Source organism: Hongsoonwoonella zoysiae (genome assembly GCF_013266695.1).
Lineage (GTDB): Bacteria > Pseudomonadota > Alphaproteobacteria > Rhizobiales > Stappiaceae > Hongsoonwoonella > Hongsoonwoonella zoysiae.
Genome location: NZ_JABRXF010000003.1, coordinates 124,056 through 149,669, shown reverse-complemented (window position 1 = coordinate 149,669; position 25,614 = coordinate 124,056). Strand labels below are relative to the sequence as shown.

The 25,614-nt window shown below is 63.5% G+C and carries 28 protein-coding genes and 2 pseudogenes; 25 read left to right on the top strand and 5 right to left on the bottom strand.

Features of this window, described 5'->3' with window-relative positions:
* The first annotated feature begins 151 nt into the window (after window positions 1–151).
* Both HPQ64_RS17090 and HPQ64_RS17085 read left to right on the top strand, forming a co-directional pair.
* Window positions 152–358: a hypothetical protein gene (locus HPQ64_RS17090; protein ID WP_172889811.1), complete on the top strand. Its 207-nt coding sequence runs from the start codon at window positions 152–154 to the stop codon at window positions 356–358.
* Between the two features lie 65 nt (window positions 359–423).
* Entirely contained in the window at window positions 424–1,272 is an 849-nt protein-coding gene (locus tag HPQ64_RS17085) for a hypothetical protein (protein ID WP_210260350.1), read from the top strand.
* Window positions 1,273–1,284: 12 nt separating this feature from the next.
* On the opposite strand, the gene HPQ64_RS17080 is transcribed toward HPQ64_RS17085, so the two are convergent.
* Genes HPQ64_RS17080 through HPQ64_RS17070 form a run of 3 tightly spaced genes read right to left on the bottom strand, consistent with a single transcriptional unit; the run spans window position 1,285 to window position 4,612 of the window.
* Entirely contained in the window at window positions 1,285–1,842 is a 558-nt protein-coding gene (locus HPQ64_RS17080) for a DUF1254 domain-containing protein (protein WP_172889809.1), read from the bottom strand.
* Window positions 1,839–2,498, bottom strand: coding sequence for a DUF1214 domain-containing protein (locus HPQ64_RS20745; protein WP_172889807.1), 660 nt, complete (start codon window positions 2,496–2,498; stop codon window positions 1,839–1,841). The genes HPQ64_RS17080 and HPQ64_RS20745 overlap by 4 nt, the downstream gene beginning before the upstream one ends.
* Window positions 2,495–4,612: a transglycosylase domain-containing protein gene (locus HPQ64_RS17070; protein WP_172889805.1), complete on the bottom strand. Its 2,118-nt coding sequence runs from the start codon at window positions 4,610–4,612 to the stop codon at window positions 2,495–2,497. Before HPQ64_RS17070 ends, HPQ64_RS20745 begins: the two co-directional genes overlap by 4 nt.
* Window positions 4,613–4,894: 282 nt before the next feature.
* Between HPQ64_RS17070 and HPQ64_RS17065 the strand changes: the two genes are divergently transcribed.
* From HPQ64_RS17065 to HPQ64_RS17050, 4 genes and pseudogenes are all read left to right on the top strand, one after another.
* Window positions 4,895–5,377 carry a YcgN family cysteine cluster protein gene (locus HPQ64_RS17065; RefSeq protein ID WP_246270813.1) on the top strand — a complete coding sequence of 161 codons (483 nt, stop codon included), beginning with the start codon at window positions 4,895–4,897 and terminating at the stop codon, window positions 5,375–5,377.
* A gap of 119 nt (window positions 5,378–5,496) precedes the next feature.
* On the top strand, window positions 5,497–7,707 hold the full coding sequence (locus HPQ64_RS17060; RefSeq protein ID WP_172889802.1) for a sensor domain-containing diguanylate cyclase: 2,211 nt from the start codon (window positions 5,497–5,499) through the stop codon (window positions 7,705–7,707).
* 107 nt (window positions 7,708–7,814) lie between these two features.
* Window positions 7,815–8,099: pseudogene (locus HPQ64_RS17055) on the top strand (type II toxin-antitoxin system RelE/ParE family toxin).
* Window positions 8,100–8,116: 17 nt separating this feature from the next.
* Window positions 8,117–8,446, top strand: a complete 330-nt coding sequence (locus HPQ64_RS17050) for a HigA family addiction module antitoxin (protein WP_172889800.1) — start codon at window positions 8,117–8,119, stop codon at window positions 8,444–8,446.
* A 114-nt stretch (window positions 8,447–8,560) separates the two neighbouring features.
* Here the strand turns inward: HPQ64_RS17050 and HPQ64_RS17045 are convergent, their stop codons facing one another.
* On the bottom strand, window positions 8,561–9,328 hold the full coding sequence (locus HPQ64_RS17045) for a DUF3800 domain-containing protein (protein WP_172889798.1): 768 nt from the start codon (window positions 9,326–9,328) through the stop codon (window positions 8,561–8,563).
* An 834-nt stretch (window positions 9,329–10,162) separates the two neighbouring features.
* On the opposite strand from HPQ64_RS17045, the gene HPQ64_RS17040 reads away from it, so the two are divergent.
* From HPQ64_RS17040 to HPQ64_RS16980, 14 genes and pseudogenes are all read left to right on the top strand, one after another.
* Window positions 10,163–10,771 carry a hypothetical protein gene (locus HPQ64_RS17040; RefSeq protein WP_172889797.1) on the top strand — a complete coding sequence of 203 codons (609 nt, stop codon included), beginning with the start codon at window positions 10,163–10,165 and terminating at the stop codon, window positions 10,769–10,771.
* The gene (locus tag HPQ64_RS17035; RefSeq protein WP_172889795.1) at window positions 10,716–12,041 is read left to right on the top strand and encodes a terminase large subunit domain-containing protein; all 1,326 of its coding nucleotides are present in this window, start codon (window positions 10,716–10,718) and stop codon (window positions 12,039–12,041) included. The genes HPQ64_RS17040 and HPQ64_RS17035 overlap by 56 nt, the downstream gene beginning before the upstream one ends.
* A gap of 81 nt (window positions 12,042–12,122) precedes the next feature.
* Entirely contained in the window at window positions 12,123–13,301 is a 1,179-nt protein-coding gene (locus tag HPQ64_RS17030; RefSeq protein ID WP_172889793.1) for a phage portal protein, read from the top strand.
* A complete protein-coding gene (locus HPQ64_RS17025; RefSeq protein ID WP_172889792.1) occupies window positions 13,301–13,498 on the top strand; it encodes a hypothetical protein in 198 nt (65 codons plus the stop codon). The genes HPQ64_RS17030 and HPQ64_RS17025 overlap by 1 nt, the downstream gene beginning before the upstream one ends.
* A gap of 120 nt (window positions 13,499–13,618) precedes the next feature.
* On the top strand, window positions 13,619–13,741 hold the full coding sequence (locus HPQ64_RS20660; RefSeq protein WP_281358317.1) for a hypothetical protein: 123 nt from the start codon (window positions 13,619–13,621) through the stop codon (window positions 13,739–13,741).
* Window positions 13,738–14,253, top strand: coding sequence for an HK97 family phage prohead protease (locus HPQ64_RS20490; RefSeq protein WP_343036055.1), 516 nt, complete (start codon window positions 13,738–13,740; stop codon window positions 14,251–14,253). The genes HPQ64_RS20660 and HPQ64_RS20490 overlap by 4 nt, the downstream gene beginning before the upstream one ends.
* 7 nt (window positions 14,254–14,260) lie before the next feature.
* Complete coding sequence (locus HPQ64_RS17015) at window positions 14,261–15,532, top strand: phage major capsid protein (RefSeq protein WP_172889788.1); 1,272 nt, start codon at window positions 14,261–14,263, stop codon at window positions 15,530–15,532.
* Between the two features lie 188 nt (window positions 15,533–15,720).
* Window positions 15,721–16,290, top strand: coding sequence for a head-tail connector protein (locus tag HPQ64_RS17010; RefSeq protein WP_172889786.1), 570 nt, complete (start codon window positions 15,721–15,723; stop codon window positions 16,288–16,290).
* The gene (locus tag HPQ64_RS17005) at window positions 16,287–16,619 is read left to right on the top strand and encodes a phage head completion protein (protein ID WP_172889784.1); all 333 of its coding nucleotides are present in this window, start codon (window positions 16,287–16,289) and stop codon (window positions 16,617–16,619) included. The genes HPQ64_RS17010 and HPQ64_RS17005 overlap by 4 nt, the downstream gene beginning before the upstream one ends.
* A complete protein-coding gene (locus HPQ64_RS17000; RefSeq protein ID WP_172889782.1) occupies window positions 16,616–17,014 on the top strand; it encodes a DUF3168 domain-containing protein in 399 nt (132 codons plus the stop codon). The genes HPQ64_RS17005 and HPQ64_RS17000 overlap by 4 nt, the downstream gene beginning before the upstream one ends.
* Window positions 17,015–17,051: 37 nt before the next feature.
* On the top strand, window positions 17,052–17,465 hold the full coding sequence (locus tag HPQ64_RS16995; RefSeq protein WP_172889780.1) for a phage major tail protein, TP901-1 family: 414 nt from the start codon (window positions 17,052–17,054) through the stop codon (window positions 17,463–17,465).
* A 3-nt stretch (window positions 17,466–17,468) separates the two neighbouring features.
* A complete protein-coding gene (locus HPQ64_RS16990) occupies window positions 17,469–17,810 on the top strand; it encodes a gene transfer agent family protein (RefSeq protein WP_172889779.1) in 342 nt (113 codons plus the stop codon).
* Window positions 17,811–17,845: 35 nt separating this feature from the next.
* Window positions 17,846–18,010, top strand: a pseudogene (locus HPQ64_RS16985) (phage tail assembly chaperone); the annotation flags it as partial.
* Between the two features lie 350 nt (window positions 18,011–18,360).
* A complete protein-coding gene (locus tag HPQ64_RS16980; protein WP_172889777.1) occupies window positions 18,361–18,951 on the top strand; it encodes a phage tail tape measure protein in 591 nt (196 codons plus the stop codon).
* A gap of 23 nt (window positions 18,952–18,974) precedes the next feature.
* On the opposite strand, the gene HPQ64_RS16975 is transcribed toward HPQ64_RS16980, so the two are convergent.
* Window positions 18,975–19,229, bottom strand: a complete 255-nt coding sequence (locus HPQ64_RS16975; RefSeq protein WP_172889775.1) for an HP1242/YdcH family protein — start codon at window positions 19,227–19,229, stop codon at window positions 18,975–18,977.
* A gap of 88 nt (window positions 19,230–19,317) precedes the next feature.
* Between HPQ64_RS16975 and HPQ64_RS16970 the strand changes: the two genes are divergently transcribed.
* The 5 genes from HPQ64_RS16970 to HPQ64_RS16950 all read left to right on the top strand — a co-directional run bounded on the left by HPQ64_RS16970 (window position 19,318) and on the right by HPQ64_RS16950 (window position 25,598).
* On the top strand, window positions 19,318–19,962 hold the full coding sequence (locus HPQ64_RS16970) for a DUF2460 domain-containing protein (protein ID WP_172889773.1): 645 nt from the start codon (window positions 19,318–19,320) through the stop codon (window positions 19,960–19,962).
* A gap of 9 nt (window positions 19,963–19,971) precedes the next feature.
* Window positions 19,972–20,865 (top strand): DUF2163 domain-containing protein, encoded by an 894-nt coding sequence (locus tag HPQ64_RS16965; RefSeq protein ID WP_172889771.1) that lies wholly within the window; start codon window positions 19,972–19,974, stop codon window positions 20,863–20,865.
* A gap of 35 nt (window positions 20,866–20,900) precedes the next feature.
* On the top strand, window positions 20,901–21,332 hold the full coding sequence (locus tag HPQ64_RS16960) for an NlpC/P60 family protein (RefSeq protein ID WP_172889769.1): 432 nt from the start codon (window positions 20,901–20,903) through the stop codon (window positions 21,330–21,332).
* A complete protein-coding gene (locus HPQ64_RS16955) occupies window positions 21,332–25,219 on the top strand; it encodes a baseplate multidomain protein megatron (protein WP_172889767.1) in 3,888 nt (1,295 codons plus the stop codon). The genes HPQ64_RS16960 and HPQ64_RS16955 overlap by 1 nt, the downstream gene beginning before the upstream one ends.
* Window positions 25,220–25,307: 88 nt before the next feature.
* Window positions 25,308–25,598 (top strand): PepSY domain-containing protein, encoded by a 291-nt coding sequence (locus HPQ64_RS16950; RefSeq protein ID WP_210260349.1) that lies wholly within the window; start codon window positions 25,308–25,310, stop codon window positions 25,596–25,598.
* The last annotated feature ends 16 nt before the right edge of the window (window positions 25,599–25,614 follow it).

The following is a 25,614-nucleotide window of genomic DNA, read 5'->3' as shown; positions in this document are numbered from 1 at the left end:
TCACGGAATTTACGGCGATTCTTTCGGTAACTATCGCGAGGGCAGTTGTTAACACCTTGTTAACCGGAACCCGCGCCAACTGTCCGCAGGTGCATTGTAGGGCGTCGCCTTCGACCGGGCTCCCAGGCCCGGTTTTACGATGGAGGATGCGATGGGTACCGTACTGAACTTTGCCGAAGCGCCGCGCCGCACGACCCGCCAGGTCAGGGCTTCCGGTGCGAAAGGCGAAGAAAGAGGCGTCGTCGTGATCTTTCCCGGCGTCCGTATCGAACGGGAAGGGCTTGATTTGAGTGCCCGAATCGGGCGCAAGCTGGACCGTCAGCAGTCTGAAGAGCGTGGTCCGGGCTTTCCGGTCTGATCGCCGCGCGCCGGGGTGGGCCCAGCGCCTTGACGGCTGCTCGACGGAAGGCGGCGGAAACAGGAATGCGCGATCGGCGTGACAAGAGGCCTGCACAGAACGGTGCGTCGACCGCGCGCTCGGCCGGCTTGCTGGCGCTTGCAGTCGTGAGCGTATCGCTTCTGGCCTGTTCGCGCCCGACCGGAGATTTCGACCGGCCGAAACCTTCCGTCGTCCACGACAAAGTGCTGCCCGCGATCGGCTATGAAGCCGCGCGCAACCGTGGCGAGCCCGTTTCGCGGTTCAACCTTACCGACGACGAGCGCTTGTTGCGCGATCGGGGATGGACCTTGATCCGGCCTCCCTACACCGAAGACTGGATCGCCGGATCGCAGGTGGAACTCATTCGCACCCGCATCCTGCCTGAAGCGGATCAGACGCTGGATACGGGCCGATACTACTCCTATCTGCGTTCCGACCGCTACGAGTCCAGCGATGTGCGCTACGACCGCGTTGCTGCCGACGCATTAGGGGATGCGGAACTCGTCCTGCCGTTTTGCGAGGTGGCCGAACGCGTGGCGGCGGCCGACGAGGAGCGCCTTCGCGCGCTCGGCCGGCGCGATATTTCAACAAAGGAAGAACTGGCCGGGGCGCAGGCACGGGTCTGGGAAAACAGGCAATTCACTTCCTGGGCCGCTCTGTCGCTGCGTTACCGCCTGAAATCCTACCGTTTCGCGATAGACGCGCTTGAGATCGAGACACCGTCGGATGACAAGATCTGGGATGCGAATACGGCATGGAAGCGGCTAGCCGCGCAGATCGTGTTCCTGGAAAAGGGCTGCACCGGTATCAACCGCTTCGGGCAGGAAAGTGTGGCCAAGCGTTCTCGCATCTACACGGGCTGGGGGCTGGAACGCCCGGTGGAGAAGAAGTAGCGGACTTCGCAGTCAAAGTTTCTCGCAAACCGCTTTGTCGAGTGATGTTTCGATGGCTTCCCGGCGCAGGGAATCCGGCACGAACGCACGCAGCAGCGCGAAGCCTTCGTCCGCTTCCGTTTCGATGACGATCATATCCTCAAGATTTTCCGGAGGCTGCTCGCGCAGGCGGCTCAACTGATCGGAAGTCAGCACCAGCATGGTCAACCGGCCCGTGCCGGAGGTGCGGTCGTTGAAAGAATAGATCGTCTCGCCGCGACGGTTGAACAGCGCGAACGACCAGAAGGGGGCGGGAATGTTTGCCTCCAGGCGGATGGGCCCGGTTTCAAGCTGATACCGGCAGGCGGCATGGGACATTGCCGAATCCAGCATCGCCAGCGTTTCCGAGCCGGCGGCAACCGGCGGCAGGCGGACGAAACCTTCATCCGCACCGAAGCGGCCGATCCTTTCATAGGCGAGATCGGGAACCTGGGCGGGAACACCAAGAACCACGGCCACATGGATGATCCCGCCGACGAAAATGCCTGCAAGCGTCAGCAGACCCAGCCTGACGAGGGCGAATGACTTCATCGGCAACGTCCCCGCTCGATATCGGGCATATCCACGTTCGCCACGCCGGTGCCGGTTGTCAGCGGAGTGTCGTAAAGCCTCAGCACGAAGACCAGGCCGTCGGCGATTGGCGCCGTCGGAAGCCAGTTGCCGGCCCTGGCATAGGGAGCGGCGGTGATCTCGAAACTGCCGTCGGGCTTGCGAAGGAGATGGTCGCTCGAAAGGCCCGCACGCCCCGCAACGGTTGCGACCAGCCGGAACTCGCGGTTCATGGAGACGAGCGTCCACAGGCGGGACGGCGCGGTCTTGCCGAAAATCCTGTAGTCGCAACCGGGATCGAGCGGGCGGCCGGCACCGTCCCTGTCGGCGATAAAGGCAAGGCCTTCGCCGCTTGCAAGCGGAATTCGGCCCGTGCGCGCATACATGGCTGCCGAATAAGGATCGGCATCGGGGGTGCCGGCGTCCGGATAGGCCTCCCAAAGGCCGAGGCGAAGCGCGCCGAAAAGCTCGCCCTTCTCGACAGCGAGATAAGCGCTGCCAAGGCCAGTGAGGAGCGCGACGAAAAGTATGTAGGCAAGTGCCAGGGCGCCCAGCCGGCGTGAGGGCCGCAAGATCGCCGGGCGCCTGTCCGGCGGCACCCATGTCGCCTCCGGGTTGAAACTTTCGATCGTGCTCACCGGGTCACTGTTTCCACATTGGCGTCCGGAAAGGCTTCGGCGCGCTGGCCGGGGAGCGCGGGAACGGAAATTTCGGAGAGTTTTTCCCCGATCTGCTTCAACACCGCCATGGACTGTTCACGCAACAGGCGGGGTCTTGAGCCGGCAGAGTCAGCATTAACCTTCGCCACCGCAGCCGCATCCGGCTTCGTTTCCGCCTCGACGCCCGGTAGCGTCTTCAGCTCGATCCCCTGGTGGGCATATTCCATGATCGACTGCCAGGTCATTGCCGGCAGCGAGCCGCCGGTCATGCGGTTGGTGCGGGAAAAATCGTCATTACCGTACCAGACTGCGGCCGCGTAATTGCCGGTATAACCGACGAACCAGGCATCCCTGTAAGCCTGTGTCGTGCCGGTCTTGCCGGCGGCGACGACGCCTTCGATCTGCGCCCGGCGGCCCGTGCCGCGCTCAACCACATTGACGAGGACGTCGTTCATTTCCATCGCTGCTTTTTCTTGCAGGACGCGCTCGGGCGGGGCCGCTTCGCGGGCGTGCTCGTAGATGATATCCCCGCTGGAATTCTTCACTTCCTGGATGGCGAACGCCTTGCTGCGCTTGCCGCCGGTTGCGAATGTCGAATAGGCGGCGGCCATGTCGAGGACGCGGACCTCCGCGACGCCGAGCGGGAGCGCGCGGGTGATCTTCAACTCGCTGGTGATGCCCATTTTATAAGCGTTTTCAACGATCTTGTCGCGGCCGAGCGACTGGGCGAGGCGCACTGGAACGGTGTTGATCGATTTCGTCAAGGCGGTCTTAAGGGTGACCGCGCCGCGGTAGCTGCGGCCGTAGTTGCGCGGGCTCCAGCCGCCGATGTTGATCGGTGCGTCGGGCACGACCGACTTTGGCTCATACCCGTTCTGGAAGGCCGTGATATAAACGAAAGGCTTGAAGGACGAACCCGGCTGACGAAGCGCATCGACCGCGCGGTTGAACTGGCTGGCGCCATAGTTCTTGCCACCCACCATGGCGCGGACCGCGCCCGAATCGGGAACGAGCACCACAACCGCGCCTTCCTCCACACCGTAGCGCTCGGAATATTCGCGCAAGGTGGAAAGCACCGCGCGCTCCGCCTGACGCTGCAGGCCCGGATCGAGCGTGGTGCGCACCGTCACGATGCGGTCTTTCGCAAGAGCCGGTTTGGTGCGGGCAAGTTCCTTCAACTGGTCGAACGCGTAATCGAGGAAATGGTCGGGTGCGCGTTCCTGGCTGCGATCCACGGCGACGGCGGGGTTACGGCGCGCGCCGATAACCTGCCCCTCCGTCATGAAACCGGCCTGGACCATATTGGTCAGCACTTCGTTTGCACGGGCCCTGGCCGCGGGAAGGTTGACGTGCGGGGCGTATTTCGTCGGCGCCTTGAAAAGGCCCGCAAGCATCGCCGCTTCGGCAAGCGACAGGTCGCGCACGTTCTTGTTGAAGTAGAATTTGGATGCGGCCGCGACGCCGAAGGTGCCCCCGCCCATATAGGCCCGGTCGAGGTAGAGCTTCAGGATTTCGCGCTTGGTGAGATTGGCTTCCAGCCAGAGCGCGAGGAAGGCTTCCTTGATCTTGCGCTCCAGCGTGCGCTCGTTGGAAAGAAACAGGTTCTTGGCGAGCTGCTGGGTCAGCGAAGAACCGCCCTGGACGACCGAGCGCGCGCGGACGTTTTCCACCATCGCGCGGAATGTGCCGATGACATCGATGCCGAAATGATGGAAGAAACGGCGATCTTCCGTCGCAAGGGCGGCCTTGATCATGTGGTCGGGAAGGTCTTCCAGCGGGACCGTGTCGTTGAGGATAATTCCGCGGTGGCCGATCTCGTTGCCGAAACGGTCCAGAAAGGTGACGGAGAAATCCTCCGTGGTCTTCCAGTCCGAACGCGCCGTTTCCTCGAAGGCGGGTAACGCGAACGTGAGCATGACGACCAGTCCGCCGAGGCCGAACGTCAGGGCATCGGAGCCCAGTTCCGCGCCGAGCCGCCCGAAGCCACGTGCCCGAAATTTCCGCAAGAACGCGGAGTAGCCCTCCAGCCCCCGCCTGAGGGCTGTGAAAAAACGCCAGATCGCGGTGTCGACCCAGGCATCGGCCGAGAGCATGCCGCGGCGCAATTCGCGCCATATCCGCACGGGAAAGGAAGGACGGCCCGCCGGAGGCACTGGCGATTTCCCGCCGGTTTCAGGTCCTGAAGATCGCGTACTCAAAATACTTGCGCCCGGTTTCGCTCAATCACATGGTCCGCCGGAGGGATAACCCGAAATTCCCGCCGGTCCGACCAATATTATAATGGAATCGGATTGACCTTGCATCAAATGACAAGTACCGCCAAGTCCTTGCCGCGATCCGCAGGGGGAAGGCGCGGCGACAGGCATGAATTGCGGATGGCCATGGCAGAGAACTGCACGAAACCCGGAGAAGCTTTCTGGAAGGCGAAGACGCTGGAGGAGATGAATCCGCAAGAGTGGGAAGCGCTCTGCGACGGATGCGGGCGCTGCTGCCTCAACAAGCTGGAAGACTGGGATACCGGCGAAATCGCCTGGACCAAAATCGCCTGCACGCTGTTCGACGACGGCACCTGCCGCTGCAAAAACTATCTAAAGCGCCACGAAACCGTGCCCGACTGCGTGCCCCTGACGCCGGCATCGGTAAGACAGCTGCACTGGCTGCCGGTGACCTGCGCCTATCGCCTGATCGCCGAAGGGCGGGATCTCTACTGGTGGCACCCGCTTGTGTCGGGTTCGGCGGAAACGGTGCATGAGGCGGGAATTTCGGTGCGCGGGCGCACGATCCCCGAGGACGATATCGCGGTCGAGAATTATGAAGATTACGTGATCGAGCCGCCTACTGAAGACTCCTTTAAATAAGACAGGTTATATCCTGTCCCGAATGGTTAAAGGGGAGGAACGGACGCGCCACTGACCGGGTCGTCCGTTGCGCAGCATATTCTATGAAGAGATTCTACATATCTCGATGCGAGCGCTAGATGCTTGACTTCGGAGTATCCACGGCGACGCTCACGGCCCTGTTCTCGGAGTTCGAGGATGCGGTCTTCATCACCGACACCGACCGCAAGTTCATTTATGTGAATGCGGCGGGAGAAAGCATGTTCGGATATTCGGCCGATGAGATCATCGGCCGCGACCCGATGTTTCTCTATGCGTCGAAAGAAGATTACGAGACCGTCGGAAGCTGGCGGGAGAAAGCGGGCGAAGCCGCCGCGAGCGACCGCCTGCGCATGCGCGGCAAGCGCAAGAACGGCGAGACCTTCACCGTCGACGGAACGAGTGGGCCGATGCGCGACGAGAACGGCGAGATCGCAGCCTTCGTCTATGTACTGCGGGATGTGAGCTGGCGGCGCAACCTGGAACGGGAAAAGGCATCGGCGCATGAGCAACTGGAAGTCGCGCTGGAATCCTTGAGCGAGGGCTTCGCCTATTTCGACGCCGACGACCGGCTGATCCTTTGCAACCAGCGCTACAAGGAAATCTACCCGAAATCCGCCCCCGCAATGGTGCAGGGCGCGCATTTTCGCGACATCCTGCGCTACGGCCTCGAACACGGCGAATACAATACCGGCGGCCTCTCGGACGAAGAATGGCTGGACGCAAGGCTTGCCGCGCACAATGACCCCAAGCCCCACCCGGTGGAACAGGAGCTTGACGGCGGGCGCTGGCTGCTCGTCAACGAAAGGCGCACGAAAGACGGCGGCATCGCCGGCGTTCGCACGGATATCACGGCGATGAAACAGGCCGAGGCCCGCCTGAAGCAGGCGGAACTGCGCCTGAGGATCCTGAACGACAGCCTGCCGTGCTACATCGCGGAGCTTGCCCGCGACCGCACCTACCGGACGATCAACGAACTGGGCGCTTCGTGGCTGGGGCGCACGAGGGTGGAGCTGATCGGGCGCAAGGCTTCGGACTTCATGTCCGAAAACTTCCTGAAGACGGTGCTGCCCTATTACGAGGCGGCCTGCGCCGGCGAGGTGCAAAGGTTTACCGCAAGGCTCGACTATCCCGATGGCGTCACCCGCGACGTGGACCTCTGCTACACGCCGGATTTCGACAAGAACGGCGAAGTGGAGGCGATCTTCGTCTTCGCCACGGATATCACCCACCTGAAAACCGTGGAGCGGGTGCTGCAGGGGCTTTACCGCATTACATCCAGCAGGCAGCTCGACGCGAGGCAGAAGATCGAGGCGGTGCTGAAGCTCGGCTCGGAAGTCTTCGGCCTGCAAAACGGCCTCGTCGCCGCCATAGAGGGGAATGTCCACAAGATCGCCCATTCGGTCGGCGGGTCCAGGAACTTCGAGCCGGGCGTGACGCGCGAACTTTCCACGACCTACTGTCGTGAGGTGGTGGAAACCGGACGTCCGGTGACGGTCGAATTTGGCGGCGATTCCGATTACTCGCTGCATATGAATTACGAGGATCTGGGCCGGGAAAGCTACATCGGCGCGCCCCTGGTGGTGGACGGGGAAACCTACGGCACGCTTTGCTTTTGCTCCGACGGCCCGCGCACGAAGCCGTTTTCGGATGCGGACAAGGAAATCCTGCGGCTTTTTTCAGACTGGATCGCCCATGAGATCGGCCGCGAGCGCGACTTCCGCCAGTTGCAGGAAGCGCAGGCCGAACTGCAGAGGCTGGCCACAACCGACGACCTGACCGGCGTGCTCAACCGGCGTGAATTCATCCGCCGCGCCGACAAGGAACTGGCGCGCGCGCGCCACCTGGGCCGCCCGTTTGCGGTCGCGGTGCTGGACGTCGACCATTTCAAGCAGATCAACGACACGCTGGGCCACGCCGCCGGCGACTATGCGCTGAAGGATATCGCCCGCGCGCTTTCGGGCGAACTGGGATCAAACGGCCTTTTGGGCCGCATCGGCGGCGAGGAATTCTGCGTGGCCCTGCCGAACTGCACGCTCCAGGAGGCCGAGGAAGTGGCGGAACGCCTGCGCAAGGCGGTGATGACCTGCCAACTGCCGGAAAGCGACGTTTGCGCGGCCCTTTCCATCAGCATCGGCGTGGCAAAGGCGCTCGAATCCGACAATTGTATCGCGGGCGCCATGAGCCGGGCGGACACCGCCCTCTACCAGGCCAAGCGCCAGGGGCGGAACCGCGTGGTCGTCGCCCATTCCGACAATGTGGAAACCCTGCTCAAGCCCCTGCCGGCGAAAAACATCAACTGGGGAGAGTGAGGCCGGGGGAGGGGCGTTGGCCGTCCATGATTTTATGTATCGTTTGATGATACAAATTCCTTGTATAACGTATCAGGAAATGATACGTTCTTTCTTCTGACGGGACCATGATCCGAAGCTTCGCGAACCGGACGACCGAAGACGTGTTCAACGGGCTGTTTCCTGCGGGGCTGCCGTCTACCATCATCAAGATGGCGCGGTGAAAACTGCGAATGGTGGATGCTGCAAGTGAGTTGAAGGACCTGAGATCGCCTCCGGGCAACAGGCTGCATGAGCTTGTGGGAGATCGCAGGGGCCAGTTCGCGATCCGGATCAACAGTCAGTTCAGAGTCTGTTCCGCGTGGAAAGACGGCGATGCCTATGACGTGGAAATCACCGACTATCACAAGTGATGCCGGGAGCTTCTGTCATGACCCGTGAACGCCGTCTTCCTCCGATGCATCCTGGCGAGGTCCTGCGCGAGGAATTCATGGAGCCGCACGGCCTTTCAGCCTATGCGGTGGCGAAGGCGTGCCATATACCGCGCACGCGGATCGAGCGGATCGTGCGCGAGGAAACAGGCATCACGACGGACACGGCCCTACGCCTCGCAAAGTACTTCGGAACCACGCCGGAGTTCTGGCTGAACCTGCAAAACCGCTACGAGATGGAAACGACGGAGCCGCAAATTCGGGCCGATCTTGAAATGATCGAGACGTGCGAGATGGAGGATGCGTGTGGCGGGTTATCCGGGGGCTAACATCGGTCAGGCGCGGAAAAACGCGGGGTCCAAAGATGAGTAAGGTGAGCAAACATCGCCCGATTAATGCTGGTGGCAGAAATCGTTTAGTATAAAAGAGTAGGCCTATCGAATTTAGATTCTTCTCTGGAGGCGGAGGTGATAATCAATAGTAAAATGATATTTTTTTTCATAGAAGTAGGTGAAAATTTTCCGTTTTGGAAATGTTTTTAGGCATCGGGTGAATTGTTGTTCTCTGTATACGCCCGAATTTAAATAGTCACGTACCATTTTAAAGGTGTCATTCGCGAAAATATCCGCCAGTTGCATAGAAATATGAGTTCGCTTCGGTCCATAAAGAATACTTACATCCCTCTGGGCTTCTACAGGGTTGGTTGCCAGAGATGGATCGTTCCGAAGTCTCGCTTCATGCCACTGCGCCAAATCGGAACCCATAGATTCATGCTCCTTCTCTTGGTCGCAGTAAATTAAAATGCCCTCATCATCCTTTGAGCCAGTCGCGTAGATCAAAGTATTCAGTACTCGATCCAAACAAAAATAATACGGATCAGATGGATAATAATGATCCAGGTTGGAACGCCATTGATTGAATACTTCAACATTTAGCGCAACGCTAATCCCGAAAGGTGGCCCAGTTTCTGACAGTATTCTACAAATGTCATGGCGTGCCTTTAGATGATGAGCATCACTCCAGTTACGAAAGGGGCGTGATTGTTTTGCCCAGAACTCAGTTGCATGAAAATGATCGAGTCCAAACTCAGATAGAAAAGCCTTCCATCTTTCCTCAAATTCCGCAAAATTTTCTTGCCACCCAAGGAACCCCGCGACTACCACGACTGGATCCGAGGACTTACCGCTGGCGTCCAGATATGCACGGACCATTATTAGCCCTCCCACTTTCCACTTGGAGGTGACGGGCAATTCCACTGATTTTCGAAATAGCAATCAAAAGCTCGCCCGCCTCTCAACCGTACCTTGTAAATATACCGAACACAAAAATAGGAAAAAAATCCTTGACAGCGTGACGGTGTTTCGGTAGGGTTCTGGCACGGTCGGAAAACTGCGGCTGACGGGGTTCCGGGAATGAGGGGCGCTGGTTGGCGGCGGCGGGTGAAGGCCAGTAAGAGGCATGACCGGCAACGATTGGAAGCCGGAACAGGCTTAAATAGGAAATAATTCAGGATGCCATCGGTTCGAAAGGCCGGTGGTTTTTTCGTTTCTGGAGGTGGGGCGGTTGGAAGCAGGGGGCTTTCGCTCCGCATGTCACCCGCCATCTTCACGGCGGCGGGCTACGATGGGATGGGCGTCATCTTCCATTTGCGCGAAATTCCCGTCTTCACGGGAATGACAGTTGAATCGATGGTGAAGTGACGGCCCGTAGGTGGGCGAGATATTTCCAAGATTGCCATTGCTTCTGCAGCTGCGACCAATTCGCATTGGGTTGCCGGGTCTGGGCCCGGCAATGACGAATGGAGAGTCCGCCGACTGAAAGACGGGGGCCTAACTGGCAGGCGCTACTTGACCGGGTCTTTGAGACAGGCATTGCCTTTCCTCCGTCATGCCCGGGCTCGACCCGGGCACCCATCCGGCATCTGCGAATTTTGAAACGCCCAATGGGTCGCCGGGTCTTCGTCTCCCCAATCAGGTCGGGAGTAAGCCCCGCTTTCGCGGGAATGACAGGCGTTTAGAACCACAAACCAACCCAGGAAAACCGACATGACGATCCAAACGAACGACGGCGATGACGCTGCCGGCGGCGGGCAAACGCGTGCCGAAAAGCCGGCACACCCGGCCGCAAGGCGAGGGGCCGGAAGGCCGCCGGGCGCTGGCGCGGGCAAGCCGGTGAGGCGGCCGGGGCCTGTCGCCTGGGACGAGGCGCGGCGCGACCACGAAACCAACGGGGTGAGCTTTAACGAAATCGCCGACCGCCTGGGCGTGACCCGCAAGGCGGTGGCGCAGCGGGCGCGCGACGACGGCTGGCTTGCCGGATCCGATGCGCGCGCGATCCTGATTGCCGGCGATCCGCGCCGGATGCGCCAGCTTGTAAACCGGCTTTACCGCGCCTTCGATGTGGAGATCGGGCGGCTGGAAAAGCGCTTGGGGCTAAATGCGGGCGAGGCCCCGCCGGAACCCGTGGAAGGGGTGGATGCCGTGAGCGAAGCGGAGAAGACGGCGCGCACGCTTTCAAGCCTTGCGCGAACGCTGGACACGCTGATCGAGCTGCGCTCGAGCCTGCCGGAAGCCGAGGAAGACAGCGGAAAGGGAGCCGATGACCTGCGCCAGGAGCTTGCGGAACGTCTTGAACGGATCAGACGGGACGGCTGACCATTTCCTGAAAGAACTGTCGTATCAGGAGCTTGAATTCCTCAAACACGATTGGCCGACGTGGGCGCATGACCACCAGCTTCCCCCCGCCGGGCTCTGGCGGGTGTGGATGCTGCTTGGCGGGCGAGGGGCGGGCAAGACGCGCGCAGGCGCTGAATGGGTGCGGGCGATGGCGATGGGTCACGGCTGGGCGACAAGGCGGCCCGCAGGCCGTATCGCGCTGGTGGGCGAGACGATATCGGATGCGCGCGAGGTGATGGTGGAAGGGGTGTCGGGCATACTTTCCGTCCACCCCAGGGCGGAACGGCCCGAATGGCAACCCTCGCGACGGCGGCTCGAATGGCCGAACGGGGCGGTGGCGCAGACCTTTTCCTCCGAAGACCCTGAAGCCTTGCGCGGTCCGCAGTTCGACATCGCCTGGTGTGACGAGCTTGCCAAATGGCGGCACGGGCAGGCGACATTCGACATGCTGCAATTTTCACTCAGACTTGGCGACAACCCGCGCCAGCTCGTCACCACCACGCCGCGGCCCGTGCCACTGGTGAAAAGCCTGATGGCAGACGGCGACACCGCCCTTTCCCGCGCGCCGACGCGGGCGAACGGCGCGAACCTTGCGCCCGGCTTTCTGACCGCGCTGAAACGCACCTACGAGGGAACGCGGCTGGGGCGGCAGGAACTGGACGGCGAACTGGTGGAGGACAGGCCGGGCGCGCTCTGGTCCCGCGACATGCTGGAACGGGCGCGCGTGAGCGAAGCGCCGGAGCTGAAACGCATCGTCGTGGCGGTGGATCCGCCCGCAAGCTCCGGCAAACGGTCCGACGCCTGCGGGATGATCGTCGCGGGATTGGCGGAGGACGGACGCGCCTATGTGATCGCCGACAGAAGCCTGAAGCGGGCAAGGCCCGCCGACTGGGGAAGGGCTGCGATTTCCGCCTGGCGCATGTTCGAGGCCGATTGCCTGATCGCCGAGGTGAACCAGGGCGGGGAGATGGTGAGCGCGATCATCGCCGGCATCGACGCGGGCGTGCCGGTGAAGACGGTTCACGCGACACGCGGCAAGTGGCTGCGCGCCGAACCCGTGGCGCTGCTCTACGAACAGGGCAAGGTGGCGCATGTGGGCGCCTTTCCGGACCTTGAAGACGAGATGGCGGATTTCGCGCCCGACGGGCTTTCCTCCGGCCACTCGCCGGACCGGCTCGACGCGCTGGTCCATGCGCTTTCGGAACTGATGCTGAACGCGCCAGCCGCCCCGCGCATCCGGCGGATGTGATTCCAAATCTTACGTTACTGAATCAATATCTTAGCTGGTTGAATCGGAATTTCAGCCGGCCCCGAAACCGTGAGCGATATCATGATCTTGAAACGGCTTTTTGAATCGGTCGCGCGCCGGCCCGACGACACCAAAGCCTCGAAAACGGGGCCGCTGATCGCGCTGCAAGGCGCGGGCCGGCCGGTGTGGACGCCGCGCGATTACACGGCGCTGGCGCGTGAAGGCTACGCGAAGAACCCGGTCGTGCACCGGGCGGTAAGGATGATCGCCGAAGCAGCCGCAAGCGTGCCCTGGCTTGCCTATGACGGGGAAAGGGAGACGGATAACCACCCGGTGCTTGCCCTGCTCAGCCAGCCGAACCCGATGGAGAGCGGGCGCACGCTTCTTGAAGAGGTTTACGGCTATCTGCTGGTGGCGGGCAATGCCTATCTCGAACTCGTCACACTGGACGGGAGCCCGCGCGAACTTCATGCGCTGCGCCCCGACCGGGTGAAGGTGGTGGCGGGAGCCGACGGGTGGCCTGCGGCTTACGACTATTCCGTGGCGGGACGGACCGTGCGTTTCACCCGCGAAGAAGGCGCGATATCGCCGGTCCTGCACCTCAAGGTGTTTCATCCTCTGAGCGATCACTACGGTTTCGCGCCGATAGAAGCCGCGCAGATGAGCCTCGACATCCACAACGCGGCAAGTGTCTGGAACAAGGCGCTGCTCGACAATGCGGCGCGGCCTTCCGGTGCGCTTGTCTACGGCGGGCCGGAAGGGGCGAACCTTTCCGACGAGCAGTTCGACCGGCTGAAGGCTGAGCTGGAGGAAGGCTATCAGGGCGCCAGGAACGCCGGACGTCCGCTTCTGCTCGAAGGCGGGCTCAACTGGAAGCCGATGGGCCTTGCGCCCAAGGAGATGGACTTCATCGAGGCGAAGAACCAGGCGGCGCGCGAGATCGCGCTTTCCTTCGGTGTGCCGCCGATGCTGCTCGGCATTCCGGGCGACAATACCTACGCCAACTATCAAGAGGCGAACCGGGCGTTCTGGCGCCAGACAGTGCTGCCGCTTACAGCCAGAACGGCCGAAGCCTTGGCCCGTTGGCTGGGGCCGGCGTACGGCGAGCGGCTGCGGCTGGAACCCGACGCCGACCGGGTGGAGGCGCTTTCCACCGAGCGCGAGGCGCTGTGGCGGCGGGTGGAGGCGGCAAGCTTCCTCACCCGCAACGAAAAGCGCGTGGCCGTTGGCTACGGCATAGACGATGAGGGAGAGGGCTGATGGAGGAGCTTTTCCGGGAAATCGGCGAGCGCGGCGACCTTGCCCATCTCGTCCTCTTCGTCTGGGCGTCCTCTGCGAGCACGCTTCTGGCGCTCACGCTTCGCGAACTCATCGCCTCCAACCGGCGGTTCGACGATTTCGTGGCGGCGATCGCCAGGATCAACGGGTTGTTCGGCGGATATGAAAGGAAGGGGTGAGGCCGCGGTTTCCTTGGCCTTGGTTATCTTCATCGCCGGGCTTGACGACAGATATGGTTCATTTCGACGGACCGCCAACGCAGTACTCCAATTTCCACAAGCAAACCCAAGGAGAATGCCATGCCGCTGAAAGGCAGGGCGCCGCGTGCCCGCTTCGGGCACCGGGCCGTATTTTCGCGCTTCGCGATCACGCTCGAACAGCTTCTGAAAGAACGCCCGCGTGCCGGGAGGCGGGCTGCGTGAGGCCGGCCGAAGGTTCCAACGGGCGGATCGTCGAAGGATACGCGAGCCTCTTCGGCATTGCCGACGAGGGCGGCGATATCGTGCGCGCGGGCGCCTTCCGCCGTTCGCTCAGGCGCCGGGGCGCGGGGCGGGTGCGCATGCTCTGGCAGCACGACCCGGCACGGCCCGTGGGCGTGTGGGAGGAGATCCGCGAGGATGCGCGCGGGCTCTACGTGCGCGGGCGCCTCATCCCCGGTGTCGCGCAGGCCGAGGACGCCGCCAGGCTGATCGCCTCGGGCGCGCTCGACGGGCTTTCGATCGGCTTTCGGGCAAGGCGGGCCGTGCGCGACCCGCGCTCGGGCCTGCGCCGGCTTTACGAGATCGACCTTTGGGAAATCTCGCTCGTCACCTTCCCGCAACAGGACTTCGCGCGGCTGACCAAATCTGGACCCGCGCGAAGATTTTCACCCGCAATTTCCCTGGAGCACGGCGGCGGTTTTGTCCGCTCTGCTTCCCATTTCAAAAAGGCATGAGGACCGCATGAACGGATACGACACGCATAATTACCCCGAACCCTTCGAGACCAAGGCCGGGCTGCCGGAGGCCGACATCCGCCGCGCGGTGGAGGATCTTCAGCGCACTTTCGAGGTTTATTGCGAGACGAACGACGAAAGATTGAGTGAAATCGAGATGCGTTCTGCAAGCGACACCGTGACCCGCGACAAGCTGGAGCGGATCGACGCGGCCCTCGACAAGCAGATGCGCAGGCTCGACGAAATTTCGCTGAAAGGCAGCCGCCCGCAGCGCGAGGCGGGCGGCGAACGCATGAGTTCCACGGCCCAGATCGAGCACAAGTCCGCCTTCGAAACCTATGTGCGCTCTGGACGCGAGGAAAACCTGAGACCGCTGGAGGAAAAGGCGCTTTCCGTCGGCTCCGACCCGGACGGCGGCTACCTGGTGCCGGAGGAAACGGAAAGCGAAATCCTGCGCCGCCTCGCCAATGTTTCGCCGATCCGCGCGATCGCCGGTGCACGGCAGGTTTCCGCGAGCGTGTTCAAGAAACCGTTTTCCATCGCCGGACCGCAGACCGGCTGGGTGGGCGAGACGGCGGCGCGCCCGCAGACCACCGGGCCGACGCTTGCCGAACTCGCCTTCCCGACGATGGAGCTTTACGCCATGCCGGCAGCGACCGCCACGCTTCTGGAGGATGCGGCCGTCGACGTCGACGCCTGGATCGCAGAAGAAGTGGAAACGGCCTTCGCCGAGCAGGAGGGAGCGGCTTTCGTCAATGGCGACGGGGTGAACAAGCCGCGCGGCTTCCTCGACTATCCGCGAGTGGATGAAAGCGCCTGGACGTGGGGCAACCTCGGCACGGTGTCGACGGGGGCGTCCGGCGCGTTTCCGGCCACCGATCCCGCCGATGTGCTCATCGACCTGATCTATGCGCTGAAGAGCGGCTACCGCCAGAACGGGCGCTTCGTCATGAACCGGCGCACGCAAGGGGCGGTGCGCAAGCTGAAGGACGGTGATGGCAACTACATCTGGCAGCCGCCCGCAGCCGTCGGCCAGCCGGCGACGCTGATGACCTTTCCCGTGAGCGAAGCCGAGGACATGCCGGATATCGCAGCCGATGCGCCGGCCATTGCGTTCGGCGACTTCCGGCGTGGTTATCTCGTCGTCGACCGCACGGGTGTGCGTATCCTGCGCGATCCGTTTTCCGCCAAGCCCTACGTGCTGTTCTACACCACCAAGCGCGTAGGCGGCGGCGTGCAGGACTTCGACGCGATCAAGTTGCTGACGTTTGCGGTGTGATGGCGGGTTAGGTGCGACCTCTCGTCTCGTCATCGCCGGCACCCGGATCGCGTCCGGGTGCCGGCGATAAATGAGGGCATCTCGTAATGGGTGCCCGGGTCAAGCCCGGGCATGACGAGCGAGAGGTTGGCGTTCGGAAACGACGCTCACGTCCATTCAGGTCTTTTTATAATCTCTCTGGAAATCCCATGACATTCATCATCACGACGCCGCCGGCCGTGGAGCCGGTGACGCTTGACGACGCGCGGGCGCAGGTTCGCGTGGCCTCCGTGCAGGAAGACGAGCTTCTGACGCGGCTGATCGGGGCCGCTCGCCAGCATGTGGAGCGCACGATCCGGCGGGCGCTGATCACGCAAGGCTGGCGGCTTTACCTGGACGACTGGCCACCGGGCCGCGTGGTGCGCCTGCCGGTGACGCCGGTGCAGGCGGTTACCTCCGTAACAGTGTTCGACGCGGAGGGCATGCCGGTTGCGCTCGACGCTGCCGACTACGATCTCGACGGCATCAGCGCGCCCGCGCGGCTGAAGGTGAAGGCGGGTGCGGGCGCAAGCTCACGGTCGCTCAACGGCATCGAGATCGAGCTCACCGCTGGATATGGCGATGCGGGCGAAGATGTTCCGGCCCCGCTTCGCCAGGCGATCCTGCTGCTTGTCGCGCATTGGTTCGAGCATCGGGAAGCCGGCATTGATGCCGCGACCGCAAGCATTCCCTTCGGTTTCGATGCGCTTGTCGCAGGATACCGGGTGCCGCGCCTGTGACGCGGGCCAAGGGAGCCGGGCGCTTCGACCGCGTGATGCGGCTGGAGAGCCCCATGCGCATCGAAGCGGGCGACGGCCATGCGGAACTGCAGTTCGAAACTGTCTCCGATATCTGGGTGGAACTGCGGCGCGCCTTGCCGTCCGAACAGGCGAACGGCGGCAGGATCGACGGCATCGTCACCCACCGCGCGACGATCCGCACGCGCGAGGATGTGTCCGGAGGCTGGCGGCTTGTCGAAGGGGCGCGGAAGTTTCGCGTGCTCGCCGTTTCCGATATTGCGCGGCGAAAGGGCGCGATGGAGCTTCTTCTTGAGGAGGAAGGGCGATGAATGCTGCAAAGGCTTTGCGGGCCGCCATTGTCGCTGAGCTTCGCGGCGATGCGGCGCTGACCGCGCTTCTGGGCGGAGCGAATGTCTTCGACGGGAGCCCGCGCGGTGCCGCGCATCCGTTCGTCACGCTGGGCACGATGGAAAGCGAGCCGCTCGACGCGGACGGCGCGAGCGAACACCGGCTTGAGCTTTTCGTTTTCTCGCGCGCAGCCAGCCGGAGCGAGACCTTCGACGTGCTGGAGGCGATGCGGGCGAGTTTGGACGGATCGGCGATCGCCCTCATTGGCTACCGGCTTTCCAACCTCGAAATTCGCGACAGCCGCAGCGAGAGGCTTTCCGACGGGCGCACATGGCGCGGGCGGCTGCGCCTGCGCGCGGTGAGCGAACCGGAGTGAACGGATCGCGGTTCGTTTCAACTGAAAGGATATTCAAATGACGGCACAGAAGGGCAAGGACCTTCTTTTGAAATGCGATACGGACGGGGCGGGAAGTTTCGTCACCGTGGCGGGACTTCGCGCAAGGCGGATTTCGCTGAACGCGGGTGCGGTCGACGTAACGGACGCCGAAAGTGCCGGGCGCTGGCGCGAGCTTCTGGAAGGCGCAGGAACGCGCTCGGCAAGCGTTTCAGGCGCCGGCATCTTCAAGGACGGCACGTCGGATGCGGCGGTGCGGGGCTATTTCTTCGACGGCACGATCCGCAACTGGCAGGTGGTCGTGCCGGATTTCGGCACCATCGAGGGCCTGTTCCAGATCGCGAGCCTTGACTATGCAGGCGAGTACAACGGCGAAGTGACATACGATCTTGCGCTGGAATCCGCCGGCGCGCTGACCTTCACGGGGGCCTGAGCGATGGCAAACCGGCTGAGAGGCGAAATCGAGGCGGTGCTTGACGGGCGGCGCTGGACACTGGTGCTCACACTCGGCGCATTGGCGGAACTGGAGGCGGCCTACGGCGCGCAGGACCTGGGCGCGCTGACCGAGCGGTTTTCGAGCGGGCGGCTTTCGGCATCCGACCTCACGAAGATCATCGGCGCGGGCCTTCGCGGGGCGGGAAACGCCGTCGACGACGAGCAGGTGTCGAACATGGTCGCGCCAGGCGGGGCGGCGGGTTTCGCGGCGGTCGCCGCCGACCTTCTTGCCGCAACATTCGGGAGCGGCGAGGAAGCGGCTGACCCGTCAAACCCTATGTAGGCGCGGGGGACGGTCCGGCGCCCTTTCCCTGGAAGGCGCTGCTTTCGCTTTGTCTTGGGAAGCTTGGCTGGAGGCCAGGCGACTTCTGGGCCGCGACCCCGCGCGAAATCGCAAATCTCTTCAGCGTGCCAGACGAGCGGTTGCCGATCTCGCGCGGCGTTCTCAACGGGCTGATGGAAAGATATCCGGATGGAAGGTGAGGCGTTGAAAATCGCGAAGGATGCGGCTTCGCTTCCCGACTGCTTGGCGAAGGGGAGTGGCAGTGTCCATCCTCGGTGTCGTCCCGGACTTGATCCGGGACCTAATCCACCTCGCAAAATACCTCGAAATATCAATAGGCTCGTGGCATCGCCCAACGGGTTTCCCCATCGCCCTCGCATGTTGAACCGTGATTGGGCCCCGGGTCAGGCCCGGGGTGAGGGCGGAGCGTGCGCGGGAAACGCGCGAAGCCGCTCAGGCGGATTTCTTGATCGGACAGGGGTGGCCTCGATCCATGCATCCATGCGGCGTCACGCCTTTTAACCCTGGATAGAGACGAAGGAGGACGGAAATGCCCGACGATCCGGTGGCCGTCGATATTCCGACGCAAGAACTAAATGCATTTTCGCGGCGGCTCGATGCCGCGCGGGTGAGCGCAGACGCGATATCCCGTTCTCTCAGAGGCGGATTGCGCGATGCGCTGGCCGATGGCGCGAGGCTCGACAGCCTGTTTCGCTCCATCGCGCTCAGGCTTTCTTCACGCCTTCTCGACCGGGCGCTAAGGCCTGTCGAGCAGGGACTTGGCGCGGGCCTTTCCAGGGCGTTTTCCGGCATCGGGAATCTGGCGGCGGGCGGGATTTCGAACGCCCTTTCGGGACCGCGCGTGACGCCTTTCGCCAAGGGCGGCGTTATTGCCGCGCCGACGTTCTTTCCAGCCGGCAACGGCCTCGGCCTTGCCGGGGAGGCGGGACCGGAAGCGGTGCTGCCGCTTCAACGGGGCACAAACGGCAGACTGGGCGTTGCGGTGAACGGGGGAGAGGGCAAAAATCCGCCGATCGTCTTCAACATCACGACGCGCGATGCAGAAAGCTTCATGCGCTCCGAAACGCAGATCTCGGCAATGGTTGCCCGCGCCGTCGGACGGGGACGGCGCGGGCTATGACGCCGGCTCTGAAGAGGAGGGGCTCAGGCGCCGACGTTTCGGCTCGTCGCGATCATCGCGGCGATTTCGTCCTTCAGATAGAGGCGCTGTTTCTTGAGTTCTTCGAGCGCTTCGTCCGATGTCGGCTCGATCTCCGTCTCGACACGGTGAATCTGCCGGTTGACCGAGTGGTATTCATCCGCAAGGCGCGCGAAATGCGCATTCGCGCCCTTGAGGGCATGGATGGCTTCCGCCGCTTCTGGGAATTCTTCGTGCAATTCGTGGGGGACGTGGCTCATCGTCTTTTTTGACCTCCATTCGATGAGCTGAACTTGGCCGTATTCGGCGCCTCGTTCCTTGAGGGAAATCAAAAAAAGGATATCTTCGATGGCCGCAGGCTTTCTTGACGAACGGTTCCCGGCCGAAATCGCGTTCGGCGCGAGCGGCGGGCCGGAAAGGCGCACGGATGTCGTGACGCTTGCGTCCGGCCGGGAGAAACGAAACGCGCGCTGGGAGCATTCCAGGCGGCGTTATGACGCGGGCACGGGCATTCGCTCGCTTCAGGACCTTCAGGCGGTGCAGGCGTTCTTCGAGCGGGCGAGGGGTCGGCTCTACGGTTTCCGCTTCAAGGACCCGTTCGACAATTCTTCCGCTCAAGCCGGTGCGGGCGTTTCGCCGTTCGATTGCGAGATCGGCGGGGGCGACGGGGCGGCGACGGCCTTTCAGCTTGTGAAGGTTTATGGCGCGGGCGCCAACGCCTACGCCCGCGATATTGCCAAGCCGGTGGCGGGGAGCGTGCGGGTCGCCGTCGACGGGGTTGAACTGAGCGAGGGTGCTGATTTCACGCTCGATGCGCAGACGGGAACGGTGACGCTCGCCATGCCACCTGCGGCAGGTACGGAGGTGACGGCGGGGTTCGAATTCGACGTTCCCGTGCGCTTCGATACGGACCGGCTGGAAATGAGCCTGACGCATTTCGAGGCGGGACGGCTGCCGAGCGTGCCGCTGATCGAAATCCTCCCTTCCACCTGAGTTATTTCAATGAAAACAATTCCGGACGGTTTTGCCGCGCGGCTTGCCGGCGAAACGACGACGCTTGCGACCTGCTGGACCGTGACGCGCAAGGATGGCGCCGTTTTCGGCTTTACCGATCATGACCGGGCGATCCTTCTGGGTGGTGTCAGCCACGAACCGGGGCAGGGGCTGGAAACGGGATCCGCGACCTCCGGCCCCGGGTTTGCGGCAGGCAGCGCTGAAGCGACGGGGTTCCTGTCATCCGACGCGATATCGGCGGAAGACCTCGACGCCGGGCTCTGGGACGGGGCGAGCGTCACAGTCACCCGCGTCGACTGGAGCGCGCCCGAACATTTCATGCTCCTGAGGAAAGCCGAGATCGGCGAGGTGCGCCGGACGGGCGCGACGTTCCAGGCGGAGCTTCGCTCGCTCGCCCATCACCTCGATCAGGCGAGGGGCCGTGTCTTTTCCCGCCTCTGCGATGCGGATCTGGGCGACCGGCGCTGCACGGTGGACGTGACCGACCCGGCCTTCAGCGGCGAAGGCGTGGTGACGGACGGCAGCGAGGCGGGACGGATCAGGCTCTCCGGGCTTGGCGGATACGGGCCGAGCTGGTTTTCCGGCGGGCGGCTGACGGTGCTGGACGGCGCGATGGCGGGGCGCTCGGTGGAGATCGTCGGCGACCGTGAAGACGGCGATGATCGTATCGTCGACCTGCTCTTGCCGTTTGCCGATGCGCCTGCCAGCGGGACGATCGTGCGGCTGCAGGCGGGCTGCGACAAACGCTACGGCACCTGTCGAGAAAAATTCGGCAATGGACTCAACTTCCAGGGCTTTCCGCATATGCCCGGAAACGATTTCGCGCTTGCCTATCCGGGCCGCGACACGGGCGAGAACGACGGCGGCCCGGTCGTTTCCTGAGCGTTTTCCTTCCTGAACAACCGACGGGATTTCCGATGATCGACCGAGAGCGGATCGTCGCGATGGCGCGCGGCTGGATCGGCACGCCCTATCGCCATCAGGCAAGCTGCAAGGGCGCGGGTGCGGATTGCCTCGGCCTCATTCGCGGGCTCTGGCGCGAGCTATACGGGCATGAGCCGGAAGCGATGCCGCCCTATGGCCCCGACTGGGCGGAGGCGGGGGGCAGGGAAACCTTCCTCGAAGCGGCACGGCGGCACATGCGCGAGGTGGACGTGGCGCAAGCGCGGCCCGGAGAGGTGCTTCTCTTCCGCTGGCGCGATGGCGCACCGGCAAAACACGCCGCACTTCTCACGACGCCTGAAACCATCATCCACGCCTATGAGGGCGTATCCGTCGTCGAAAGCCCGTTCGTGCCGGCATGGCGCAGGCGGGTGGCGGCGGCATTTTCCTTTCCGGAGGTATTTTAATGGCAACGCTCGTTCTGACAGCGGCGGGGCAGGCGCTGGGTGCGGCCTTCGGCGGACCTCTGGGTGCTGTTTTGGGCCAGGCGGCGGGTGCGATCGCGGGAAGCGCGATCGACAGCGCGCTTTTCGGCGAGAGCCGGACCGTCGAAGGCCGCAGGCTTGCCGACCTCGACGTGCAGGCGTCGAGCGAAGGCGCATCTATCCCGCTTATCTATGGTCGTGTGCGGCTTGCGGGCCAAGTGATCTGGGCGACGCGCTTCGAGGAGGCGGTGAGCGAGGAGCGCCAGGGCGGAAAGGGCGGCGACCGTGGCGGTGCGAGCGTCAGGAGCTATCGCTATTTCGCCAATTTCGCGGTCGCGCTTGCCCAGGGGTCCCTAAGCCACGTCGGCCGGGTATGGGCGGACGGCAAGCCGCTCGACCTTTCGAACCTGACCTATCGTGTCTACCTCGGTTCGGGTGAGCAGCCCGCCGACCCGCTGATTTCGGCGAAGCAGGGCGAGACGTCGGCCTATCGCCATACGGCCTATGTCGTCTTCGAGCGGCTGCCGCTGGAACCTTTCGGCAACCGCCTGCCGCAGCTTTCCTTCGAGGTGATCCGCGCCGCCGACCGGCTGGAGCCGATGGTGCGCGCGGTGAGCATCATTCCCGGTGCGGGCGAATTCGTCTATGAACCAAAGGAAGTCTCGCGCACGCCAAGGCGCGGGGTGAGCGAGACGGAAAACCGGCACGTCCTGCACGCCGACAGCAATTTCCTTGCCTCGCTCGATGAGTTGACGGCGCTTTGCCCGAACCTTGAAAGCGTGGCGTTGGTGGTGGCCTGGTTCGGCGACGACCTGCGCGCGGGGCAATGCACCATTCGCCCGAAGACGGAAAATGCGGCGAAGACCACGCGCGGCGCAACTTGGGCCGTCAGCGGGATCGGGCGCGCGCAGGCCGAAACCGTGAGCCTCATCGACGGGCACCCGGCCTATGGAGGCACGCCGTCCGACGCTTCCGTCATCTCCGCGATCAAGGAGCTGAAGGCGCGCGGACTTCGCGTCGTTCTCTATCCCTTCGTGCTGATGGATATCGCGCCCGGGAATGCGCTGCCGGACCCCTATGGCGGGCAGGAACAGGCCGCCTACCCATGGCGGGGCAGGATTACGGGATCGGATGGACAGGCGGCGGCTGCGGGTGAGATAGCGGCATTTGCCGGAAGGGCGTCGCCGGGCGATTTTCAGCCGCAGGCGGCGGGCGTCGGCTACAACGGGCCGACCGAATGGAGCTACCGGCGCTTCATTCTCCATTACGCGCATCTTTCTGAAGCCGCGGGCGGCGTCGACGCGATGCTGATCGGTTCGGAAATGCGCGGGCTGACGAGGCTCGGCGATAATGCGGGCGGCTACCCTTTCGTGGAAGCGCTTCGCACGCTTGCGGGCGATGTGCGCTCCATCGTTGGAGGGGAAACGAAGATCACCTATGCCGCCGACTGGAGCGAATACGGCAGCCACACACCGGTGCCGGGCGAATTGCGCTTTCCCCTCGACCCGCTGTGGGCGGACCCGGCGATCGACATGGTCGGCATCGACAATTACCTGCCGATCGCCGACCAGCGCGACGGCGGCGACCCGGACGGAAACTTCGACCCGTACGACATCGAAGCGTTGCGCGGGTCCATCGCGGGCGGAGAATATTTCGACTGGTATTACGCTAGCGAGGAGGACCGGAAGGCCGGCACCCGCACGCCGATAACCGACGGGGCATACGGAAAGCCATTCGTTTTCCGGGCGAAGGACCTTGCCGGCTGGTGGGCGAACCCGCACTTCGAGCGAACGGCCGGCGTGGAAGATGCTGCGCCGACGGCCTGGGTGCCGGAGGCAAAGCCGATCTGGTTCACCGAACTTGGCTTTCCCGCCGTCGACAAGGGTGCGAACCAGCCGAACGTCTTTCCCGACCCGAAATCCGCCGAAAGCGCGCTGCCGCATTTTTCCACCGGGGCGCGAGACGACCTGATGCAGCGCCGCGCGCTGGAAGCGCAGTTGAGCTGGTGGAGCGACGATCACCCGGACTTCGCGATGGGCGACAACCCGGTGTCGTCCGTCTATGGCGGGCCGATGGTCGATGCCTCCAATATTCATCTCTGGTCGTGGGACGCGAGGCCCTTTCCGACCTTTCCGGCAAGCGCGGACGTCTGGGCGGACGGGGCGAACTGGCGTGCGGGCCACTGGCTGAACGGCAGGCTGGGCGGGATGTCGCTGAAAGGCCTTGCGGAGGGTCTCGCGCTCGACCTCGGCGTGCCGGGTCACGTACTGACAGCCGAAAACGTAACCGGCGTCATCGATGGTATCGCCGTTGCGGGGCCGGCCTCGCCCCGGCGCGTGATCGAGCCTCTCGGCACGGCGTTCGGCGCAACGGGCGCGGATCTCGGCGACCGGATAACGCTTGCGCCCGCATGGCGGCCGCCCGTTTCCGAAATCGGCGAGGACGACCTTGCCGATGCGGGGCCGGACGAGCCGCCGGTTTCTATCCTGCGCAACCATGCGAGCGATCTGGCGGCGGAAATCCGCTTTGCCGCCCGCGACGTCTTGCGCGATCACCGGCGCTTCGTCGTTGCCTCGCGCAGGATCGAAGGCGAAAGCCGCCGCGTGGCCGAGACGGATACGGGCGCCGTCGCGGACGCGGAAACGCTTGGCCGCTACGCAGAACAGGCGCTCGTGCGCCAATGGGCGGAGCGGGAGGACATCCGCTTTGCGCTTTCCCCGCATCGCCTGGATGTGGAGCCGGGCGATATTCTCGATCTTCTGCCGTCGCAAGAATCGGGGCTTGCCCGGAAAATTACGCTGCGGGTGGAAACGGTGGAGGATGGCCCTGTCCGGCTCGTCGCGGCAAGAAGCGTGAGCGCGCCGCCGGTGATTACCCATGAAACGCACGAATTCGGCGGGCTGGGGCGGGTGACGCTTTCCCGATCCGGCCCGGCGGAGGCGATCATCGTCGATCTTCCTGCACTTCCCGGCGGCGAGGCCGACCACGCGCCGCGCATCGCCGCCTTTGCTTCGCCATGGCCCGGCGGGCTTGCCGTCTACCGCGGTGCCGAAATGGGGGGACTTGCGCCTGTGACGCGGATCGAGCGGCCGGCGACCATGGGAGAGCTTGCGACGGGCCTGATGCCGGGACCGACAGGACGCTGGGACAACGCTACGCAGGCCGAGGTGGAGCTTTACGGCGGAATTCTGTCTTCAAGGCCCGATCTCGATGTGCTTGGCGGTGCGAATACGCTGGTGGCGATCCCCGAAGACGGCGAAATAGAAATATTCCAGTTCCAGAGCGCGGAACTGATCGGTGAAAGGCGCTACAGGCTGAGCCGCCTGCTGCGAGGGCAACTGGGCACGGAAGCGGGGGCAAATGCGGGATTGCCGGAGGGCGCGCGCGTCGTGCTGATCGACGATGCCTTCGTTACGCTGCCGCTGTCGCTCGACCGGCTGGGGCTGCAGGAAAGCTACCGGATCGTGCCGGAGGGGCAGCCGCTCGACGGAACGGCAACCGTCACGCTGGATCATGCGGCCACTGGCCGGGGCGTTCTGCCGCTCGATCCGGTGCACCTCCAAGCGAGCCGCGAGGCCGATGGCGCGGTGATATTCCGCTGGATCCGGCGCACGCGCATCGGCGGCGACAACTGGATTGGAACCGACGTCCCGTTGGGCGAGGAACGCGAGGCCTACGAGGCCGAGTTTCTGTCTCCATCAGGTGAGGTTCTGGCGACATTGGCCGCCGAACGGCCCGAACTGCGGCTGGAGCCGGACGGCGAGCTTTCGATATTCGGTTCGCCGCAATCGGTATTCCATATCCGCATTCACCAGATATCGGGTGCGGTCGGGCGCGGGCTTCCCGGCGAGGCGGAGCTTCGGGTTTAGGAAAAACGATTGGAAACCGAGGGAACTGTCGTTTCGATTGCCGATATGTTCATGTGCTATTCATGCAACGTGTTGCAGGATCGCGCCCATGAAAAGATACCGGAAAATCACAGCAGGCGCTCTTGCCGGGTTCCTGGCTCTTGCCCTTTCGGGCGAGACCGCGTGGGCGGCGTGCCTCAACCAGTCCCAGGCCCGACAGGCTGTGGCAAGCGGGCAGGCGCGCCCGCTCGGCGCGGTCTCGCGATCCGTGGGCGGGGAAATCGTGCGGGCCGACCTATGCGAGCAGGGCGGACGTCTGGTCTATGTGCTATCCGTGCTTTCCGGCGGAAAGGTGACGAAACGCGTCGTCGACGCCAAGAGCGGACGGCCGCTCAGGTAACTGAATTTCTGAACGG

Bases quoted from the DNA above. Each gene is read 5' to 3' on its own strand.
- HPQ64_RS17090 (WP_172889811.1), top strand. From the start codon at position 152: ATGGGTACCGTACTGAACTTTGCCGAAGCGCCGCGCCGCACGACCCGC.
- HPQ64_RS17025 (WP_172889792.1), top strand. From the start codon at position 13,301: ATGGAGGAGCTTTTCCGGGAAATCGGCGAGCGCGGCGACCTTGCCCAT.
- HPQ64_RS16995 (WP_172889780.1), top strand. From the start codon at position 17,052: ATGACGGCACAGAAGGGCAAGGACCTTCTTTTGAAATGCGATACGGAC.
- HPQ64_RS20660 (WP_281358317.1), top strand. From the start codon at position 13,619: ATGCCGCTGAAAGGCAGGGCGCCGCGTGCCCGCTTCGGGCACCGGGCC.
- HPQ64_RS17030 (WP_172889793.1), top strand. From the start codon at position 12,123: ATGATCTTGAAACGGCTTTTTGAATCGGTCGCGCGCCGGCCCGACGAC.
- HPQ64_RS16990 (WP_172889779.1), top strand. From the start codon at position 17,469: ATGGCAAACCGGCTGAGAGGCGAAATCGAGGCGGTGCTTGACGGGCGG.
- HPQ64_RS17010 (WP_172889786.1), top strand. From the start codon at position 15,721: ATGACATTCATCATCACGACGCCGCCGGCCGTGGAGCCGGTGACGCTT.
- HPQ64_RS16975 (WP_172889775.1), bottom strand. From the start codon at position 19,229: ATGAGCCACGTCCCCCACGAATTGCACGAAGAATTCCCAGAAGCGGCG.
- HPQ64_RS17070 (WP_172889805.1), bottom strand. From the start codon at position 4,612: ATGCTCTCGGCCGATGCCTGGGTCGACACCGCGATCTGGCGTTTTTTC.
- HPQ64_RS17015 (WP_172889788.1), top strand. From the start codon at position 14,261: ATGAACGGATACGACACGCATAATTACCCCGAACCCTTCGAGACCAAG.
- HPQ64_RS16955 (WP_172889767.1), top strand. From the start codon at position 21,332: ATGGCAACGCTCGTTCTGACAGCGGCGGGGCAGGCGCTGGGTGCGGCC.
- HPQ64_RS16970 (WP_172889773.1), top strand. From the start codon at position 19,318: ATGGCCGCAGGCTTTCTTGACGAACGGTTCCCGGCCGAAATCGCGTTC.
- HPQ64_RS16950 (WP_210260349.1), top strand. From the start codon at position 25,308: ATGAAAAGATACCGGAAAATCACAGCAGGCGCTCTTGCCGGGTTCCTG.
- HPQ64_RS17080 (WP_172889809.1), bottom strand. From the start codon at position 1,842: ATGAAGTCATTCGCCCTCGTCAGGCTGGGTCTGCTGACGCTTGCAGGC.
- HPQ64_RS16980 (WP_172889777.1), top strand. From the start codon at position 18,361: ATGCCCGACGATCCGGTGGCCGTCGATATTCCGACGCAAGAACTAAAT.
- HPQ64_RS17035 (WP_172889795.1), top strand. From the start codon at position 10,716: ATGACCTGCGCCAGGAGCTTGCGGAACGTCTTGAACGGATCAGACGGG.
- HPQ64_RS17045 (WP_172889798.1), bottom strand. From the start codon at position 9,328: ATGGTCCGTGCATATCTGGACGCCAGCGGTAAGTCCTCGGATCCAGTC.
- HPQ64_RS17040 (WP_172889797.1), top strand. From the start codon at position 10,163: ATGACGATCCAAACGAACGACGGCGATGACGCTGCCGGCGGCGGGCAA.
- HPQ64_RS16965 (WP_172889771.1), top strand. From the start codon at position 19,972: ATGAAAACAATTCCGGACGGTTTTGCCGCGCGGCTTGCCGGCGAAACG.
- HPQ64_RS17085 (WP_210260350.1), top strand. From the start codon at position 424: ATGCGCGATCGGCGTGACAAGAGGCCTGCACAGAACGGTGCGTCGACC.
- HPQ64_RS17065 (WP_246270813.1), top strand. From the start codon at position 4,895: ATGGCCATGGCAGAGAACTGCACGAAACCCGGAGAAGCTTTCTGGAAG.
- HPQ64_RS17060 (WP_172889802.1), top strand. From the start codon at position 5,497: ATGCTTGACTTCGGAGTATCCACGGCGACGCTCACGGCCCTGTTCTCG.
- HPQ64_RS17050 (WP_172889800.1), top strand. From the start codon at position 8,117: ATGACCCGTGAACGCCGTCTTCCTCCGATGCATCCTGGCGAGGTCCTG.
- HPQ64_RS16960 (WP_172889769.1), top strand. From the start codon at position 20,901: ATGATCGACCGAGAGCGGATCGTCGCGATGGCGCGCGGCTGGATCGGC.
- HPQ64_RS17000 (WP_172889782.1), top strand. From the start codon at position 16,616: ATGAATGCTGCAAAGGCTTTGCGGGCCGCCATTGTCGCTGAGCTTCGC.